Annotated in this window: 15 protein-coding genes; 8 read left to right on the top strand and 7 right to left on the bottom strand. The window is 37.1% G+C overall.

All coding sequences use genetic code 11. The annotated features are described in order from the left end of the window. Nucleotides 1–15: 15 nt before the first annotated feature. Nucleotides 16–819, bottom strand: coding sequence for a 4-(cytidine 5'-diphospho)-2-C-methyl-D-erythritol kinase (gene ispE / locus EV200_RS19090; RefSeq protein WP_132535566.1), 804 nt, complete (start codon nt 817–819; stop codon nt 16–18). A gap of 205 nt (nt 820–1,024) precedes the next feature. Between ispE and EV200_RS19085 the strand changes: the two genes are divergently transcribed. From EV200_RS19085 to EV200_RS19060, 6 genes are all read left to right on the top strand, one after another. Then, the gene (locus tag EV200_RS19085; RefSeq protein WP_132535564.1) at nt 1,025–1,819 is read left to right on the top strand and encodes a thymidylate synthase; all 795 of its coding nucleotides are present in this window, start codon (nt 1,025–1,027) and stop codon (nt 1,817–1,819) included. Nucleotides 1,820–1,924: 105 nt separating this feature from the next. Further along, complete coding sequence (locus tag EV200_RS19080; protein WP_132535562.1) at nt 1,925–2,290, top strand: four helix bundle protein; 366 nt, start codon at nt 1,925–1,927, stop codon at nt 2,288–2,290. Nucleotides 2,291–2,377: 87 nt separating this feature from the next. Continuing rightward, nucleotides 2,378–2,887, top strand: coding sequence for a dihydrofolate reductase (locus EV200_RS19075; protein WP_132535560.1), 510 nt, complete (start codon nt 2,378–2,380; stop codon nt 2,885–2,887). A gap of 432 nt (nt 2,888–3,319) precedes the next feature. Continuing rightward, complete coding sequence (gene secDF / locus EV200_RS19070; RefSeq protein ID WP_132535558.1) at nt 3,320–6,304, top strand: protein translocase subunit SecDF; 2,985 nt, start codon at nt 3,320–3,322, stop codon at nt 6,302–6,304. Nucleotides 6,305–6,490: 186 nt separating this feature from the next. Beyond that, nucleotides 6,491–7,822: an NAD(P)/FAD-dependent oxidoreductase gene (locus tag EV200_RS19065; RefSeq protein ID WP_132535556.1), complete on the top strand. Its 1,332-nt coding sequence runs from the start codon at nt 6,491–6,493 to the stop codon at nt 7,820–7,822. A 110-nt stretch (nt 7,823–7,932) separates the two neighbouring features. After that, on the top strand, nt 7,933–8,793 hold the full coding sequence (locus EV200_RS19060; RefSeq protein ID WP_132535553.1) for a hydroxymethylglutaryl-CoA lyase: 861 nt from the start codon (nt 7,933–7,935) through the stop codon (nt 8,791–8,793). A gap of 127 nt (nt 8,794–8,920) precedes the next feature. Here the strand turns inward: EV200_RS19060 and EV200_RS19055 are convergent, their stop codons facing one another. The 3 genes from EV200_RS19055 to fbaA all read right to left on the bottom strand — a co-directional run bounded on the left by EV200_RS19055 (nt 8,921) and on the right by fbaA (nt 11,009). Further along, nucleotides 8,921–9,343 carry a GNAT family N-acetyltransferase gene (locus EV200_RS19055; protein WP_132535551.1) on the bottom strand — a complete coding sequence of 141 codons (423 nt, stop codon included), beginning with the start codon at nt 9,341–9,343 and terminating at the stop codon, nt 8,921–8,923. After that, complete coding sequence (locus EV200_RS19050; protein ID WP_132535549.1) at nt 9,343–9,825, bottom strand: low affinity iron permease family protein; 483 nt, start codon at nt 9,823–9,825, stop codon at nt 9,343–9,345. The genes EV200_RS19055 and EV200_RS19050 overlap by 1 nt, the downstream gene beginning before the upstream one ends. A 104-nt stretch (nt 9,826–9,929) precedes the next feature. Next, nucleotides 9,930–11,009 (bottom strand): class II fructose-bisphosphate aldolase, encoded by a 1,080-nt coding sequence (gene fbaA / locus EV200_RS19045; RefSeq protein ID WP_132535547.1) that lies wholly within the window; start codon nt 11,007–11,009, stop codon nt 9,930–9,932. A gap of 320 nt (nt 11,010–11,329) precedes the next feature. On the opposite strand from fbaA, the gene accD reads away from it, so the two are divergent. Next, a complete protein-coding gene (accD, locus tag EV200_RS19040) occupies nt 11,330–12,175 on the top strand; it encodes an acetyl-CoA carboxylase, carboxyltransferase subunit beta (RefSeq protein ID WP_132535545.1) in 846 nt (281 codons plus the stop codon). A gap of 246 nt (nt 12,176–12,421) precedes the next feature. Next, the gene (locus EV200_RS19035; protein ID WP_132535543.1) at nt 12,422–13,969 is read left to right on the top strand and encodes a M20/M25/M40 family metallo-hydrolase; all 1,548 of its coding nucleotides are present in this window, start codon (nt 12,422–12,424) and stop codon (nt 13,967–13,969) included. Between the two features lie 498 nt (nt 13,970–14,467). Here the strand turns inward: EV200_RS19035 and EV200_RS19030 are convergent, their stop codons facing one another. The 3 genes from EV200_RS19030 to EV200_RS19020 form a co-directional block, all read right to left on the bottom strand. Next, nucleotides 14,468–15,472 carry a cytochrome d ubiquinol oxidase subunit II gene (locus EV200_RS19030; protein ID WP_132535541.1) on the bottom strand — a complete coding sequence of 335 codons (1,005 nt, stop codon included), beginning with the start codon at nt 15,470–15,472 and terminating at the stop codon, nt 14,468–14,470. Between the two features lie 2 nt (nt 15,473–15,474). Continuing rightward, nucleotides 15,475–16,806, bottom strand: coding sequence for a cytochrome ubiquinol oxidase subunit I (locus tag EV200_RS19025; RefSeq protein ID WP_132535539.1), 1,332 nt, complete (start codon nt 16,804–16,806; stop codon nt 15,475–15,477). A gap of 184 nt (nt 16,807–16,990) precedes the next feature. Further along, nucleotides 16,991–17,887, bottom strand: coding sequence for an MBL fold metallo-hydrolase (locus tag EV200_RS19020; RefSeq protein ID WP_132535537.1), 897 nt, complete (start codon nt 17,885–17,887; stop codon nt 16,991–16,993). Nucleotides 17,888–17,890: the final 3 nt, after the last annotated feature.

Genomic DNA, 17,890 nt, shown 5'->3' with positions numbered 1-17,890 from the left:
ACATTTAAGCTCTTTTTAAATATTATAATAAACTAAGTTGTTTTTTTCCAGTTCAGGCAATTTAACAGGTTCGTTGAAAATTGCAAAAACCGACGAGCCGCTACCACTCATTAAAGCGAATGTTGCGCCTGCATCGTATAAACTGGTTTTTATTTGATGAATTTGGGGATACTTCGCGAATACCGATGGCTCGAAATCGTTGATAACCTTATTTTTCCATGTTGTTGGTGACAAATGTATGATTTCTTTTAATGATTGCAAAGGCTTAAGAGGTTTTACCAGGGCATAAGCATCAGCGGTACTCACGTGGATAGGTGGTTTGACCAAAACTATAAACCAACCCGACAAATCAACCTCACACTTTTCAAATTCATCACCTTTATTAAAAGCATAAACAGGCTTATTTTCAATAAAAAAGGCACAGTCTGCACCCAGCTTACGGGCATAACCTTCCATTTGATTAACGGATAAACCCAGATTGAATTTTTCGTTGATCAGCTTAATTACGAAGGCGCAATCTGCAGAACCACCTCCTAAACCCGCTCCCACAGGAATATTTTTTAAAAGATTAATCTGCTGCTCAGGAATAGTGTAATCATTTCTAATTAACTGATAAGCCTTAAAACAGAGATTATCATTCGCATCTCCAGGAATGTCTATACCATGAATTTTGCAAGATGTTTCTGTTGCATCTACAATTTCTACAGCATCTTTAATTTGGATTGGGTAAAAAACAGTTTCGAGGTTATGATAACCATCTGCCCGTTTCTCGGTGATGTTTAAACCCAGGTTTATTTTTGCGTTTGGAAAAGATAACATTCAGATTTGAAATTTGAGATTTGAGATTTGAGATTTTCCGTCAAAGCTAAATACGGTTCTGATGCAAACATACAAAAGTCAGGCTTGTTTAAAAATCTGTTATTGTAGAAAACTAAAAGATTTCGGGATTAAGATTTTTCACATATTTGTAACAGATTATTTTCTTAAAATTTAAAAATCCCGATTATTCGGGTTTCGGGGGTATATGAAACAATATTTAGATTTAATGCAGCATGTGCTGGATAACGGCGCTCAAAAACATGATCGTACGGGAACGGGAACGATAAGCGTTTTTGGCTATCAGATGCGTTTTAACTTGCAGGAAGGTTTCCCGATGGTGACGACAAAGAAATTGCATTTAAAATCTATCATCCATGAACTGATCTGGTTTTTAACTGGCGATACCAACATTAAATATTTAAAAGATAATGGTGTCCGCATTTGGGATGAATGGGCAGATGCAGACGGAAACCTGGGGCCGGTTTATGGTTCGCAGTGGAGAAGCTGGCCAACGCCTGATGGACAACACATCGATCAGATTACCAATATCATCAACACCATTAAAAACAATCCTGATTCTCGTAGAATTATTGTTTCGGCCTGGAATGTAGCGGAGATTGAAAATATGGCTTTACCACCTTGTCATGCTTTCTTCCAATTTTACGTTGCTGATGGGAAGTTAAGTTGTCAGTTATATCAACGCAGTGCAGATATTTTCCTGGGCGTTCCGTTTAATATTGCATCATATGCTTTATTAACCATGATGGTTGCGCAGGTTTGCGGATTAGCAGCTGGCGATTTTGTACATACTTTAGGCGATGCACATTTATACAATAACCACATCGAACAAGCCAATCTTCAATTAAGCAGAGAACCTAAACCATTGCCTACGATGAAAATTAATCCTGATGTTAAAAGCATCTTTGATTTCAAATTTGAGGATTTTACATTAGAGAATTACGAAGCACATCCACATATTAAAGGTATTGTAGCGGTGTAGATTTCTGTTCATTGGTCATTAGCCATTGGTTCATTTGTTTAGGCGCATACCTAAATACCTTATTTTATTACATCCCTTATTTAATTTCAGTTAATTTAATAGAGAATGAATTATAAATTAGAGGATTTAGAAGTGTATAATTTATCAGAAGTAATCTCAGATAAAATCTGGAATGTAGTTACCAGATGGGAATATTTTGCAAAAGATACCATAGGAAAGCAGCTTTGTAGGCCTGCCGATTCTATCAGTGCTAATATTGCAGAAGGATATGGCCGATACCATTTTAAAGAGAATAAAAACTTTTGTTACTACAGCCGGGGTTCTATTTTGGAGGTTAAGTCGTTCCTTCGGAAATCGAAAAACAGGAATTTAATATCTGAAGAATGTTATTCAGAACTCTATACCGAACTACAAACCATTCATCTAAAGCTTAATGCTTACATAAAATATATTGGCAAAAATCTGACCTGATTCATAATAATCTAGGAATGCATGTTTAAATCTGGCCTATTAAACCGTGCTTAATACACCATGCAAACACTAATAAACAAATGACCAATGACTAATGAACAAAAAAGCCCTTCGCTTTCCATTGCTGTTGCCACAGGAGAAAACAGAGAAATAGGCAAAAACAACCAGCTTTTATGGCACATGCCAGCTGATTTAAAATTTTTTAAACAAACTACATCCGGGCATACCATCATCATGGGTCGCAAGACATTTGATTCTGTTGGCAGGCCGTTACCTAACCGCCGGAACATTGTGATTACCCGGGATGCATCTTTACAAATTGAAGGCGTTGAGGTGGTAAATAGTTTTGAGCAAGCTTTAGAAATTACCAATACTGAAGAAAAACCAATTTTCATTGTAGGTGGTGCTGAAATTTACCGTCAGGCTTTACCCGAAACAGATACGCTTTATTTAACCACCATCCATCATCAATTTGATGCAGATACCTTTTTTCCAGAATTTGACAGAAGCGAATGGGAAGTGGTAAGTTCAGAGCATCATCAAGCCGACGAAAAAAATAAATACGATTATACTTTTGAGGTTTTAAAACGGATATAAATTTTCTACCACAGAGAACATCGAGATTTTCACGGAGAACACTGAGTATTTTAAAGCGAAGGATTGCTTCTCCGAAAGTTAGGGTAAGCTGTGCCTCGCCATAACGATAGCCCTATACTCTTAGCCGAAAATAGAAATACCTTCCGTGCCACTTAAACCCGATATACGCGAAAAGCTCCTGATTCTTCATCAGGACTTGAAGCATCAGCGGGACTGAACCGAAATCAAATGCTCCTGCTCTTGCTTTCCAAATGAATCATCGGGTATAATTTGAACATTAAATTGGATTCAACGTAACGATTGCATTGGTATTATGCGCTATTGGAAATTAATCTTAATAAATTATCAGTTAAGGGGTTCTATAATTTAAAAATTTAATTAGATTTGCCGACTTGTTAAAAACAGCGAAAGACAAATTATTTTAAACAAACAATGCAAGGAAAAGGTTTTATTAAGTTTATAGCGATAGTATTAGCTATCGTTTGTGCGTATGCGCTCTCTTTTACTTTGGTAGCATCCAATGTAGAAAAAGCCGCCAAAGACTATGCGAAGGGTGATTTAGCTAAAGAAAAAGCTTATTTAGATTCGATGAATACCGAAAAAGTCTATCCAGTTGTTGGATTTACTTACGGTGAAGTTAAAGCTAAAGAGATTAATTTAGGTTTAGACTTAAAAGGCGGGATGAACGTAACGATGGAGATATCGTTAGCGGAGTTGGTTAAATCTTTAGCGGGCAACCCTACTGATGCTAACTTTAACAAAGCAGTTCAAAATGCACAGATTCAATTAAACGCCGGTGGTAAAGATTACATCAAAATTTTTGTTGATGAATTCGAAAAGTTAAGCCCTGGTGTTAAACTTGCAGATTATTTTTCTAATCAAGATAATGCATCTCAGTTAAAACCTAGCGCAAGCAATAACGAAGTTGAATCTTTCTTAGAAAAAGAAGCAACCAGCGCTATTGACCGTTCATTTACTGTTTTACGTTCTCGTATTGATGGTTTCGGCGTAGTAAGTCCGAACATGCAAAAACAAGAAGGTAGTAACCGTATCTTAATCGAAATGCCAGGTGTACAAGATAAAGAGCGTATTGCTAAACTTTTACAAGGTTCTGCCGAATTACAATTTTGGCAAGTGTACCAGGTTCAGGAAGTTGTTCCTTTGCTTGAAAACATTAATAAAACATTAGCTGCTACTTTAAAAGCTGATCCACCTGCAACGACTAAAGATACCACGGCAGCTCCTGCTGGTGGTAAATTAGCTGGTTTAGAAAAAGCTGCGGCTAAAGATACTACCGCTAAAGGTGGTAAGCTTGCTGGTTTAGGTAAAAAAGATTCTACTGTTGTAAAAGCGGAGTTAGCAAAATCTAACCCATTATATGCTGTGCTTAGTCTTCCAGTTTACCAGGGAGAAAACGGACAACAACAATTAATGCCCGGTGCTGTAGTGGGTATGTCTTTACAAAAAGATACTGCTAAAGTTAATTCATATTTAAGATTGCCTGAAGTTGCTGCTGCAATTCCATCTACGATGAAATTTATGTGGAGCGTTAAACCTAGAGAAGGTTCAAAAGTTTTCGAACTTTATGCTATTAAAGCAGTAAGTGCTGATGGTAAACCAGATTTAGGTGGTGAGGCTATTAGCGATTCGAAAGATGATTTCGATCAAAAAGGTAAACCAGAAGTAACCATGTACATGACCAGCGAAGGTGCTGCAAAATGGAAAAAAATTACGGCTGAAGCTGCTGCTGATCCAAACAATAAAAAATCTATTGCAATTGTATTAGATAACCAGGTTTATTCTGCACCTACTGTTCAGAATGAAATTGCAGGTGGTGTATCTTCAATCACTGGTAACTTTACACAAGCTGATACTAAAGATTTATCAAACATCTTAAAAGCAGGTAAATTACCAGCTCCGGCACGTATTGCGGGTAGCTATGTGGTTGGTCCGACATTAGGTGCACAAGCTATACACGATGGTTTAATCTCTTTCGTGATTGCGTTTATTGTGATCTTAATCTTCATGGCTTTATATTATCACCGTGCAGGTTGGGTGGCTAACTTTGCTTTGTTAATTAACTTATTCTTCATCATTGGTATTTTAGTATCTCTTGGTGCAGTGTTAACATTACCTGGTATTGCTGGTATCGTACTAACGATTGGTTTATCAGTAGATGCGAACATCCTGATTTTCGAACGTGTACGTGAAGAACTTGCACTGGGTAAAAATATTCCAACGGCAATTAAAGAAGGTTTCAAACATGCAATGCCTTCTATCCTTGATGCCAACATTACCGTATTTATTTTAGGTGCCATTCTTTATGCATTTGGTAGCGGACCAGTTCAAGGTTTCGCCACAACATTGTGTATTGGTATTCTTTCTTCGTTATTTGCAGCTGTTGCCATTTCAAGAGTTGTATTTGAGTCGATGTTAGATCGTAAGATTGAAATCAGCTTCGATAATAACTTCACCCGTAATGCATTCAAAAACTTAGCATTCAATTTTGTAGGCCGTCGTAAAATATATTATGTTATCTCTACTGTAATTATTCTTGCAGGTATTGGCATGTATTTCAAAAATGGCGGTTTAAATCTAGGTGTTGACTTTAAAGGTGGTAGAACATATTTAGTTCACTTTGATAATGCTGTAAACACAGAAGACTTAAAATCAAAATTAACACCTGTTTTTGGAAATGAAACACCAGAGGTTAAAACTGCAGGTGAAGATAATCAAGTAAAAATCACCACTACTTTCCACATCGAAGATCAGGACATCAAAACTGATAAAGTGGTTGAAGATGCCTTAAACAAAGGTTTAGCGGGATCTAAGTTTGAAGTGGTAAGCTCACAAAAAGTAACACCTATTATTGCCAGTGATATTGTAAATGGCGCATTTTACGCGGTATTGATCTCTTGTATCTTCATGTTTATCTATATTGTAGTGCGATTCAAAAAATGGCAGTATGGTTTAGGTGCGGTACTTGCATTGGCACATGATGTTTTAATGGTATTATCTTTCTATACGATTTTAGATGGTGTGATGCCGTTCTCATTAGAAATTGGTCAGGATTTTATTGCAGCAATTTTAACGGTAATGGGTTACACCATGACAGAAACGGTTGTTGTATTCGATCGTATCCGTGAGAAACTGAAAGAATCTGGTAAAGAAGATTTACATGGTGAAGAACGTAATCAATTAATTAATTTCGCTTTAAACAGTACATTGAGTCGTACCATCCTGACTTCATTAACCGTATTCTTTGTGTTATTGGTGATCTTTATTTTTGGTGGTGATAGTATCCGCGGATTTATCTTTGCCTTATTGATTGGTCGTATCATTGGTACCTACTCATCATTATGTATCTCTACTCCTATCGTAATTGACTTGGGTAGTTCAGCAGAAAAGAAAAACTAAAATTTAAATTTTTCAAAATACTTAAGCGTTCTGAGCAATCGGGACGCTTTTTTTTTGTATCAAACATGATAGGTTTTCATAACCTATCAGGTTTAATATTCATTTAAACAAAACCGTTAAAACCGCGATATTTAAACCTTTTAACTATCTTTTTGTTAGATTAGCAAAACAATAAAAGGATAGAAAATGGATTTACAACTTCCTAAAAGTGAATACCCAAGAGTAGTTATTATTGGTGGTGGATTTGGTGGAATTGAACTGGCTAAGCGTTTAAAAAATAAACCATTTCAGGTGGTGATGCTCGATAAACATAATTACCATACCTTTCAGCCCCTACTCTATCAAGTAGCTACTGGCGGGCTCGAAGCTGATTCCATTGCCTTCCCACTTCGAAAAATATTTAAAGGTCAAAAAAACCTGATCTTCAGAGTGGCAAAGGTTACAGAAATCAATGCTGCAAAAAATTCTGTGATAACGGATATCGGTGATATTAGTTATGATCATCTGGTTATTGCTACTGGTTCAACCAGTAATTTTTTTGGCAATACAGAAATTGAACAAAATTCAATGCCCATGAAATCCATTCCAGAGGCACTGGATTTAAGAAGTTTAATTTTGCAGAATTTCGAAAAATCTTTAATAGAAACTGATATTGATCAAAAAAGCGCCTTATTAAACTTTGTGGTAGTTGGTGGTGGTCCAACAGGCGTTGAAACTTCCGGTGCGATTGCAGAGCTTAAAAAACATGTTATTCCAAATGATTATCCAGAAATGGATTTAAATCAGGTTAATATTTATTTAGTTGAAAATTCGCCTGAATTATTGGGACCAATGTCTCCTCAGGCCCAGGTTAAATCAAAAGAGTTCTTAACTGAGATGGGCGTTCGGGTGATGAATGAAACCCGGGTACTAGGCTATGATGGATTTAAGCTTACGCTACAAGATAAAGCACCAATTTTAAGTTCCACGGTAATCTGGAGTGCAGGTGTTAAAGGCCAAGTGATTCCAGGCTTGGATCTGGCAGAAGTGGTGCGTGGAGGCAGATTAAAAACGGATACTCAAAACCTGATTGTAGGTTATCACAATATCTATGCTATTGGCGATGTGGCTTCAATTATTGATGAGGAGACCCCAAACGGACATCCGGGCGTGGCACCAGTTGCAATACAACAGGGTCATCATTTAGCAAAAAACCTAATTAACTTAATTGAAAACAAACCCCTTGAAAAATTTAAGTATTTCGATAAGGGTTCGATGGCTACCGTGGGTAGAAACAAGGCTGTTGTAGACATAGGAAAAATACGTTTCCAAGGTGTCTTTGCATGGTTCACCTGGATGTTTGTCCATTTAATGACACTGGTAGGGTTTAGAAATAAAATTATCGTTTTTGTGAATTGGCTATGGAGTTATTTTAGTTATGATAGAGGTACCAGGTTAATTATCAGAACTTTTGCTAAAGATCGAAGCGTAGATTACAGAACGGAGGCACCTCAGGTGAAAGATCAGATTAGTCATTAGTCATTAGTCATTAGTCATTAGTGCAAACTTTTAGTACCGGAAAATGTTTGCTTTACTTTTTTCTTTGTAATAAACATTATGCATTTTGCGGTTAAACAATCAATAGCACCATGAGTGAGCATAAATTTAAAATAGTGGAGTGCCCCCGTGATGCCATGCAGGGCTTACATAATTTTATTCCAACAGATCTTAAAGCAGAATATTTGAATTTACTGCTACAGGTCGGTTTTGATACGCTTGATTTTGGAAGTTTTGTATCGCCAAGGGCTATCCCACAGTTGGCAGATACAGCCGAAGTTTTAGGTAAATTAGACTTGAGTACAACCAATACTAAACTGTTAGCTATTATTGCTAATTTGAAGGGGGTAAAACTCGCTGTAAATCATGAAGCGATCAGCTATCTCGGTTTTCCATTTTCTATCTCAGAAACCTTCCAGCAACGAAATACCAATTCCAGCATCGAACAGTCGTTAGCAACCGTCGAAGAAATGCTATCTCTATGTGCAAAGCATAACAAAACAGCTGTAGTATATTTATCAATGGGTTTTGGCAATCCTTATGGTGATGAATGGAACTACGAAATTGTAGAAAAATGGGCAGATGTGCTAGTTGATAAAGGCGTAGAAATTTTGTCACTGGCTGATACTGTGGGTATTTCAACTCTTGAAAAAATAAACGAAATTCTACCAAAGCTCCTATCTAAATTTAGCCATTCAGAAATTGGTATTCATTTGCACTCCACTCCTGCTGAAAGGTTTGAAAAAATTGAAGCTGCTTATAATTCAGGTGTAAAACGAATTGATTCTGCCTTAAAAGGTTTTGGAGGTTGCCCAATGGCTGCTGACGACCTTACTGGAAATATTGCGACGGAAGATGTAATCAATTTTTTAAATTCAAAAGGTGAAAATTTAAACCTTAATATGGCTAAATGGAATGAGGCAATGGTTTTATCCGGGAAGATATTTAGGTGATTTTCAGCCTTCACGTCATTGCGAGGCACGAAGCAATCCTACAACTGTGGGTGGGGAAATAAACTTATATGATAGCGATCGCATTAAGATTGCTTCGTGCCTCGCAAAGACGATTTATCTTCTAATCTTAAACCTTCTTCACCATTTTAAAATGCTGAATACCAGCTTCTTCAAACTGTTCCCCTTCCGCGATAAAACCGAATTTGGCATATAAACTCATGGCATCAAGCTGCGAGTTTAAGTAAATATAATGGGCATCTTCTGGTAAATCAGATAAAGCTTCGGCAATTAACGCCCGTCCTACTCCTTGCCCTCTAAAATCTTTGAGCACGGCAAAACGCTCTAATTTATAACCTGCATCAGTTTTTCTCCAGCGGCAGGCACCACATGGCTGACCATTGTTTGTGGCTAAAAAATGTGTGGATTCTTCTTCATGCTCCCACTCCAGTTCTGGCGGGCAATTTTGTTCATCTACGAAAACGATTTTACGTATAGCAAATACTTTATCCAGATCTTCAGGATGAATAACTTTTTGAACTTGCAAACTCATTATTTATGTTGTTTAAAGTGTTTATTCGTATCTAATTTTGCCTCATTCAATGCCTCAGCAACATCGATAGAGTGCGAGCAGTGAATATCGGCCTCTTTTTTGGCAAGTGCAGCAATCGTAACGTAAAATTTGTGTAGCTGATCAAGTTCCCGCTCACTTAAATCTTCAATATCAACCATACGGTTACTTGCTCCCTGCTGGGCAGCTATCAATTCATTTAATTTTAATTGTATAGCTTTTCCATCTTTATTCTGTGCTTTCTGAATAAGAAATACCATCAAAAATGTGATAATGGTTGTTCCGGTATTGATGACCAACTGCCAGGTTTCAGAATAATGAAAAACCGGTCCTGTTAATGCCCATAAAATGACAATTGCAGTAGCTGCAATAAAAGCAATTGAACTGCCTGTAAATTTGGTAGCAGCATTGGCAAACTTCTCAAAAAAGTTATTCTCCTTTTTATCGTTTTTAGATTTTTTCATCAGGTAATGTTTGCTTAAATGTAATTATAAAAACAAACAAAAGCGCCATCAGTTTTTAAACCAATGGCGCTTTCTTGTTATAGAAATGTTAAAATTTAACAGACCTATAATTTATCATTTGCGTTAATGCAATTTAAATCTTCAAATGCAGTAGTTAAACGCTTTACAAATGTTTCCTCACCTTTACGTAACCAAACGCGTGGATCATAATATTTTTTATTTGGTTTATCATCGCCATCTGGATTACCAATCTGACCTTGAAGAAAAGCTTCATTCTTTTTGTAATATTCTAAAATACCTTCCCAAAATGCCCATTGCATATCGGTATCAATATTCATTTTAATAGCACCATAAGAAATTGCTTCTCTGATTTCTTCCTGAGAAGAACCAGAACCACCATGGAATACAAAGTTAATTGGTTTCTCAGCAGTTAATGCAAATTTCTCTTTCACATAATCCTGAGAATTCTTCAAAATAACTGGTTGTAATTTCACGTTACCTGGTTTATATACACCATGAACGTTGCCAAACGCTGCCGCAACTGTAAAACGTGGCGATACTTTGCTTAATTCTTCGTAAGCATAAGCAACTTCACTTGGCTGAGTATATAATTTTGAACTATCAACATCACTGTTATCAACACCATCTTCTTCACCACCTGTAACACCTAATTCAATTTCGATCGTCATGTTCATTTTAGACATGCGTTCTAGGTATTTCGCAGAAATTTCCATGTTTTCTTCGATCGATTCTTCAGAAAGGTCTAACATATGTGAAGAAAATAAAGGTTTACCTGTTTCAGCGAAGAATTTTTCGCCATGATCTAAAAGGCCGTCAATCCAAGGCAACAATTTTTTAGCGGCGTGGTCAGTATGTAAAACCACGGCAACACCATAATGTTCTGCCAATAAATGTACATGTTTAGCTGCAGATACTGCACCTAAAATACATGCCTGTAATTTCTCATTATCTAAAGATTTACCTGCGTAAAATTGCGCACCACCATTAGACAATTGAATCATAACAGGCGAATTTACTGCCTTAGCAGTTTCCAATACCGCATTAACCGTATTTGTACCGGTTACGTTTACTGCTGGTAAAGCAAACTGATGTTTTTTAGCCTGCTCAAACAATTCTTGAACGGCATCTCCGTAAATTACGCCTTTGTAGCCTTTTAAACTCATCTCTTGTTAATTTTATTAAGTCCGAAGTTATAAAAAAAAATAACATTACAAGCTTTTGTAACAACAGAATTATTTGCTCCACAACCAAATAAGGCCTCTTTGGTGTAAAAAACACATTATCCTTAGTGTAAGAAACACACACTTCTATCTACAATGCATTACCAACATTAAGCCAAGTCACGTTTTCGATGAATCAATAATTTTATCGGTTATTGACAATTGACTGTTAACCAATGTAGCAAAGACTATTTTTAGTTTCAATAAGGTCTGACTTTATTATATTTTTCGTTTCTTTGCAATCCAATTCTTTAAAAAATTATATGGCTTGGTTTAAAAGAGAAAATAAAGGTATCATTACCACAACAGAAGAGAAGAAAGAGGCACCTGATGGCGTGTGGAATAAGTGTCCAAATTGTAAAAAACCACTACATCAAACTGAATTACAAGAAAACAAATACGTTTGTCATTACTGTAATTACCATTTGAGAGTAGGTTCCAAAGAATATTTCGAAGTATTATTTGACAATAATGATTTTAAAGAACTTTTAGCCAATTTAACATCTGGCGATCCTTTAAACTTTAACGACAATAAACCTTATACAGAAAGAATTGTAGAAAGTCAGGCAAAAACAGGTCTTAAGGATGCTATTCGAGCAGGTGTTGGTAAAATTGATGGACAAGAGTTAGTAATAGCGTGTATGGATTTTGCATTCATAGGCGGTTCTATGGGATCAGTAGTAGGTGAAAAAATTGCCCGCTCAATTGATTATTCTATTAAACATAAAGTACCATTTCTGATGATTTCAAAGTCTGGTGGTGCACGAATGATGGAAGCTGCGTTTTCATTAATGCAAATGGCTAAAACATCAGCAAAACTAGCTTTATTAAGTCAGGCAAAAATTCCATATATCTCTTTACTGACAGATCCAACTACTGGTGGTGTAACGGCATCCTATGCGATGCTTGGTGATATTAATATCGCAGAACCAGGCGCTTTAATAGGCTTTGCTGGTCCAAGGGTGATTAAAGAAACCATTAAAAAAGATTTACCAAAAGGTTTCCAAACTTCAGAATTTGTTCTGGAACATGGATTTCTTGATTTTATCGTAGATAGAAGAGCAATGAAAGCTAAAATAAGCGCTTTTATTAAAATGATGAATAATTAAATTGGTTCAGTAGTTCAATAGTCATTTGTTCATTTGTGCAAATCGACTAATTAACAATTAAAATATAATGGGAAAAGCAGGGCTTGAATAACTTCGGTTAATTCAGTCCTGCTTTTTGTTTCTATATAAAACCTATAAGGTCTTTAAGACCTATAGGTTTATTATGTGCTATCTGCAACATTTCCATTAACATCCATTTCCATGGTGCTTATTCATTAAATTAGCACATCATTAACTAACCCTATTATGAATAAAAAACTACTCTTACCAACTTTACTCCTATTTACCTCTGTTTTTGCTTTTGCACAAGACAAAAAAGTAATTGACAACATCGTAAAAGAAGTAAATGAAAACTCACAACTAGAAAAACTCGCTCACGAACTTTTGGATGTCGTTGGACCACGTTTAGTCGGATCTCCGCAAATGAAGCAAGCCAACGACTGGGCAGTAAAAAAATACAGTGATTGGGGAATCTCTGCAAAGAATGAAAAATGGGGCGAATGGGCCGGCTGGGAACGTGGCATTACGCATATTGATTTAGTAAGCCCACGGTTAAGAACATTGGAAGGAACTCAATTGGCCTGGAGTCCATCTACAAATGGACAACCAATTCATGCAGAAGCGATTATTCTTCCTGCCACTACTGATTCTGTTGCTTTCCAGAAATGGTTACCAAGCGTTAAAGGTAAAATTGTATTAATTTCATTCAATCAACTGTCTGGCCGACCAGAAAAAAACTGGGAAGAATTTGCAACGAAAGATCTATTTGAAAAATTCAAAAAAGAAAAAACCGAGGCATTGAAATCATGGACGGCAAGTATGTCTAAAACAGGTTACAATGCTAAAACACTTCCTGTGGCATTAGAAAACGCTGGTGCAGTTGCAATAGTGATTAACAATTGGTCACAAGGTTTTGGAGTAGATAAAATATTTGGCGCCAATACCACTAAAGTTCCTACTTTGGATTTATCTGTTGAAGATTATGGTTTGGTTTATCGTTTGGCTTTAAATGGCAATAAACCAATGCTCAAAATAGAATCAGAATCTAAAAAATTAGGTGTTGTACCAACCTTTAATACGATTGCAGAAATCAAAGGAAAGCAGAAACCCAAAGAATATGTAATGTTATCGGCACACTTCGATTCTTGGGATGGTGCAAGTGGCGCAACAGATAATGGTTCTGGAACCATCATGATGATGGAAGCCATGCGCATTTTGAAAAAGTTTTATCCTAATCCAAAACGCACTATTTTGGTGGGTCATTGGGGAAGTGAAGAACAGGGATTAAATGGATCGAGGGCTTTTGTTGAAGATCATCCGGAAATTGTTAGTAACCTACAAGCCTTATTTAATCAGGATAATGGAACAGGTCGGGTAGTAAATATCGGCGGTCAAGGTTTTGCAAAATCTAAAGATTATATTACCCGTTGGCTAAATGCAGTACCAGACACAATTAAAAATCAAATCAAAACCAGTTTCCCTGGCATGCCTGGTGCAGGTGGGTCTGACTTTGCATCTTTCGTAGCTGCTGGTGCTTTAGGTTATTCTTTAAGTTCTACCAGTTGGGATTATGGAACATATACCTGGCACACCAACCGCGATAGTTATGATAAATTGGTTTTTGATGAAATTCGAAGCAATGTAATTTTAGCGGCAATCATGGTTTATATGGCTTGCGAGGATCCTGAAAAAACATCAACAGAAAAAGCCACAGATTTGCCTGTTAATGAACGCACCGGAAAACCTGCTACCTGGCCTGAACAAAGAAAAGCAACCAGAAAAGGTGGTTTGTAAATAATGATAAACATATTTCAAAAGGAGCATTTCTAAACAGATGCTCCTTTTTTTTGCGATTGGCAGGATATTCCGTAACAAGTTCTTTCAATCATAACTTGGCAAGATGAAAATACTTTTTTAAGCATTACTTTTTGAATATGCTGTCATGCTGAGGTACGAAGCATCTGCAAGCGATGAAAGGCTGAGCCTTCAATTAATCGAAAGACCTTACATCCAGGGTTTGCTACAATTTCGATTTTATTCTCGTCCTGGCCGGACGGGTGCTCTTCTTTGGCCAACCAAAGAAGCAAAGTTGCCCGCTTGCAATTTTTCTGTCCAATCCATTTTCGTCTTTGCGAGAAGGCTCCTTCAGCCGCCGAAGCAATCTTAATGCAATCGCTAAATGCGTTGACTCGTAGCGAAATGCCACAATTAGATTTAGATAAATGCTTTTTTGAATTTTGCTATTATCGTTTTCGTGTGCCTGATTATTGACTAACAACTTTAGACTTGCACCTATTCCTCTTTCTTTTTAAACTTATAAAACAAATATCCTAAGAAAGGTAAAATCAGAATACTTCCCAATAGCAAAGCCAAACCTAAACTGTAAATGGTTTTCTGCGGACCGATCGTTTCGAAGAGTGAAATGGCATCTCCATTTTTTAAACGAATAAAATTGGGAAAGTGTGCGTAACTGATGGCGACCAGGATCATCGTTACCTGAAATCCTGCCAGAACACGTAGAATTTGTGTTTTACCCTTAATTAAAAAATACCATAATAAAATCAATGATAAACTGGCCAGAATAATCGCTGTTAAGCCCACTGGATTTTTAAAAACCCAATCAACTAAAGGAATTTTATCCAGTTGTGCAGCGATGAAAACCATGGCACCAAATACTACCGCCGCGATATTCATATATTCGGCTTTTTTGATAAAACGGCGTTTATCATGAGCATCTTCAGTTTCACCAATCAGGTAAATAGCAGCCAAAAATCCACAGAGTGCTACCGTAAAAAGACCTACCGAAATGGAAAACCAGTTTAACCAACTATAGATGTAAGCAGATTGAAAATCTTTTGCATTAGTATCGATGTGTCCCGAAATTACACTTCCGGCAATAATACCCAGGAAAAGCGGTGTAACGAAGCTGGAATACCTAAAAATCCGATTGTAAAGCCATTGCATATCATCCTTTATGGCGTCATAATGTCGAAAAACAAAGGCTGTTCCACGGGCAATAATCCCAATAAGCATAATGAGTAATGGAATGTGAAGGTAAACAGACATGGTGGTATAAATATGCGGAAAGCCAACAAATAGAATCACAATTGCTATAATCAGCCACATATGGTTGGCTTCCCATACCGGACCTATTGCCTGATACATGGTTTTACGGGTACGACTCCGGTTTTTAGTTGATGTAAAGAGTTCAATAATGCCGGCACCAAAATCTGCTCCGCCTAGTAAAAAGTATAGCAATATGCCCAAACATAAAAAGGTAATTACAACATATTCCATAATTAATGATTAGAGGTTTCGGATGTTGAATTGTTGTATAAAACGGGAACCATTTTAATTTGCCGGTAGAGTAAAAAGGCTACAATAATACTCAGGGATAAATAAATCGCTGAAAAAATGTAAAATGAATAAGCAATTCCCGGCATTGGCGTAACTGCATCTTTGGTGCGCATAATGCCATAAATAATCCATGGCTGACGTCCAACTTCAGTAACTACCCAGCCTGCCTCCAGCGCTACGTAACCTAAAGGAATGGCAAGCACAAATAATTTAAGCAGCCAACGTTTCTCTAACAAAGATTTCTTCCTAAGCAAATGAATAAAATAAACCAGTGAAATCAGTGCCAACAAGGTTCCTATTCCAACCATCATCTGGAAGGCATAATGGGTTATTGCAACCGGTGGTTGCTGATCTTTAGGAATTTGATCTAAACCCTTTACTTCGGCCTTAAAATCGCCATGTGCCAAAAAGCTTAAGGCTCCGGGAATTTTAATTGCTCCTTTTACGGTTCTCTCCTTTTCATTTACAATTCCGCCAATAAGCAGTGGTGCTGGCTTTTCCGTTTGATACAGTGCTTCCATAGCGGCGAGCTTAGCAGGTTGTCGTTTTGCCACATCTTTAGCAGAGATATCACCACTTAATGGCTGTAACAATGCGCCGATACAAGCAAATACTGCAGCAATTTTAAATGCCTGTAAATGAAATTCCTTATTTTGATTTCTTAAAATCATTAAAGCATGAACACCCGCCACAGCAAATCCGGTGGCCGTGAATGCAGCTAAACACATATGCAAAGCTTGAGAGAACCAAGCTTTATTAAACATCGCCTGTATAGGATCAACATTGAGATATTGACCATTTACAAAATCAAAGCCTGCCGGACTATTCATCCAGGCATTTGCAGCCACAACCAGAATTCCAGAGGCTAAACCACTCACCCCTACTACCATTCCGGTAAACCAATGAAACCATTTATTTAATTTGTCCCATCCGTAGAGAAAAAATCCTAAAGCTATTGCTTCGATAAAAAAAGCTGTTCCCTCCAGCGAAAAGGGCATTCCGAAAATTGGTCCTGCATGTTCCATAAATTTAGGCCATAATAAACCCAATTCAAATGATAACATGGTACCAGACACTGCACCAGTAGCGAAAAAAATTGCAACGCCTTTACTCCAGGCCTTCGTTAGATTTTTGTAAACCTCATCATTCGTTTTTAACCATTTATAGTGTGATACAGCCATAAAAAATGGCATTACCATACCAATGCAGGAAAAAATAATGTGAAAGCCTAATGATAAGGCCATTTGGGAGCGGGCAGCTAAAAAATCATCCATATCTGATATTGGATTTGGTGTATTGCAAATATAGAAGATATGGGTGGAGTTGATGTTAATTTAGCTGCGCTGTTTAGATTTATTTTAAATATGGAACGTTTATAAATTGGAAAAAAATTTGGATAGATGTAGCCGCTGATTAGCAGATTATTTTTAAATCAACTTACTGATCTGTAGCCAGACTTTAAGCGCCTTTTAACTCATCATAAGCGGCTATTAAACTTCTCTGAATGCCCTCACCTTGCCATTCCGGTGCGTTTGGAATAGTCGTCGCTTTTAAAATATCATCTTTTGTCTTTCCAGCCTTAATTTCACCGCCAACAAATGCGAGCAGATTTTGAAGATAAGTTTGAAAGGCTTTTACATCAGCTTTATTGCCTGTTACCTTTTCAGGTTCGCGGCTATGACCAAAAATGAACATCGTATCCTTATCAAATTGTTGATGGATTTTATCCAGCGCAGTAATCCAATTGCCGATGTGTGCCCCATTTTCTCTATCAATATATGGAAATTTCCGATTAGAAACTAAATCTCCAACATGAACAATATTGGCGTTTTCGAAATGATAAATGGCATCGCCATTGGTATGTGCTGAGCCATAATAATAGGCACTGATCTTTTCATCACCAACTGGTGCTTTCCAACCTGTTCCAAAGGTCGTGTCAGGTAGCAATTGCTGATCTAAATTATTGGCCTTCTCTGCCGCTCTCTTTTGATTAACCAGCGAATTTTGATGGGCCACTACTTTCTCTGCTAAACCTTTGAAAGCGATGTTACCAGCGGTATGATCACCGTGGTGATGAGTGTTAATTAAGTATTTAAATGGCTTTTCGCCAAGTTTTTTTAACTCCTCAATTACATGTGGAGCCGAAGCAGGAAATTGCGCATCAACCACCACAAATCCGTTAGAAGAATTTAACCAGCCGATTGTTCCACCTTGCTCCGTAAAAATACCTACATTATTTCTAAGTGTTTTGAAATTGTAGCTTAATGATTTTTGTTGTGCAAAAACATCTGCTTTGTAAACTGAAAGCAAGGCCATGGCCAATGCAGAACTTTTGATAAAATTTCTTCTTTCCATTTT

Origin of the sequence: Pedobacter psychrotolerans (assembly GCF_004340665.1) — a bacterium.
Classification (GTDB): Bacteria; Bacteroidota; Bacteroidia; order Sphingobacteriales; family Sphingobacteriaceae; genus Pedobacter; species Pedobacter psychrotolerans.
The sequence above is the reverse complement of the archived record's forward strand: the minus strand, read 5'-3'. Positions and strand labels throughout refer to the sequence as shown.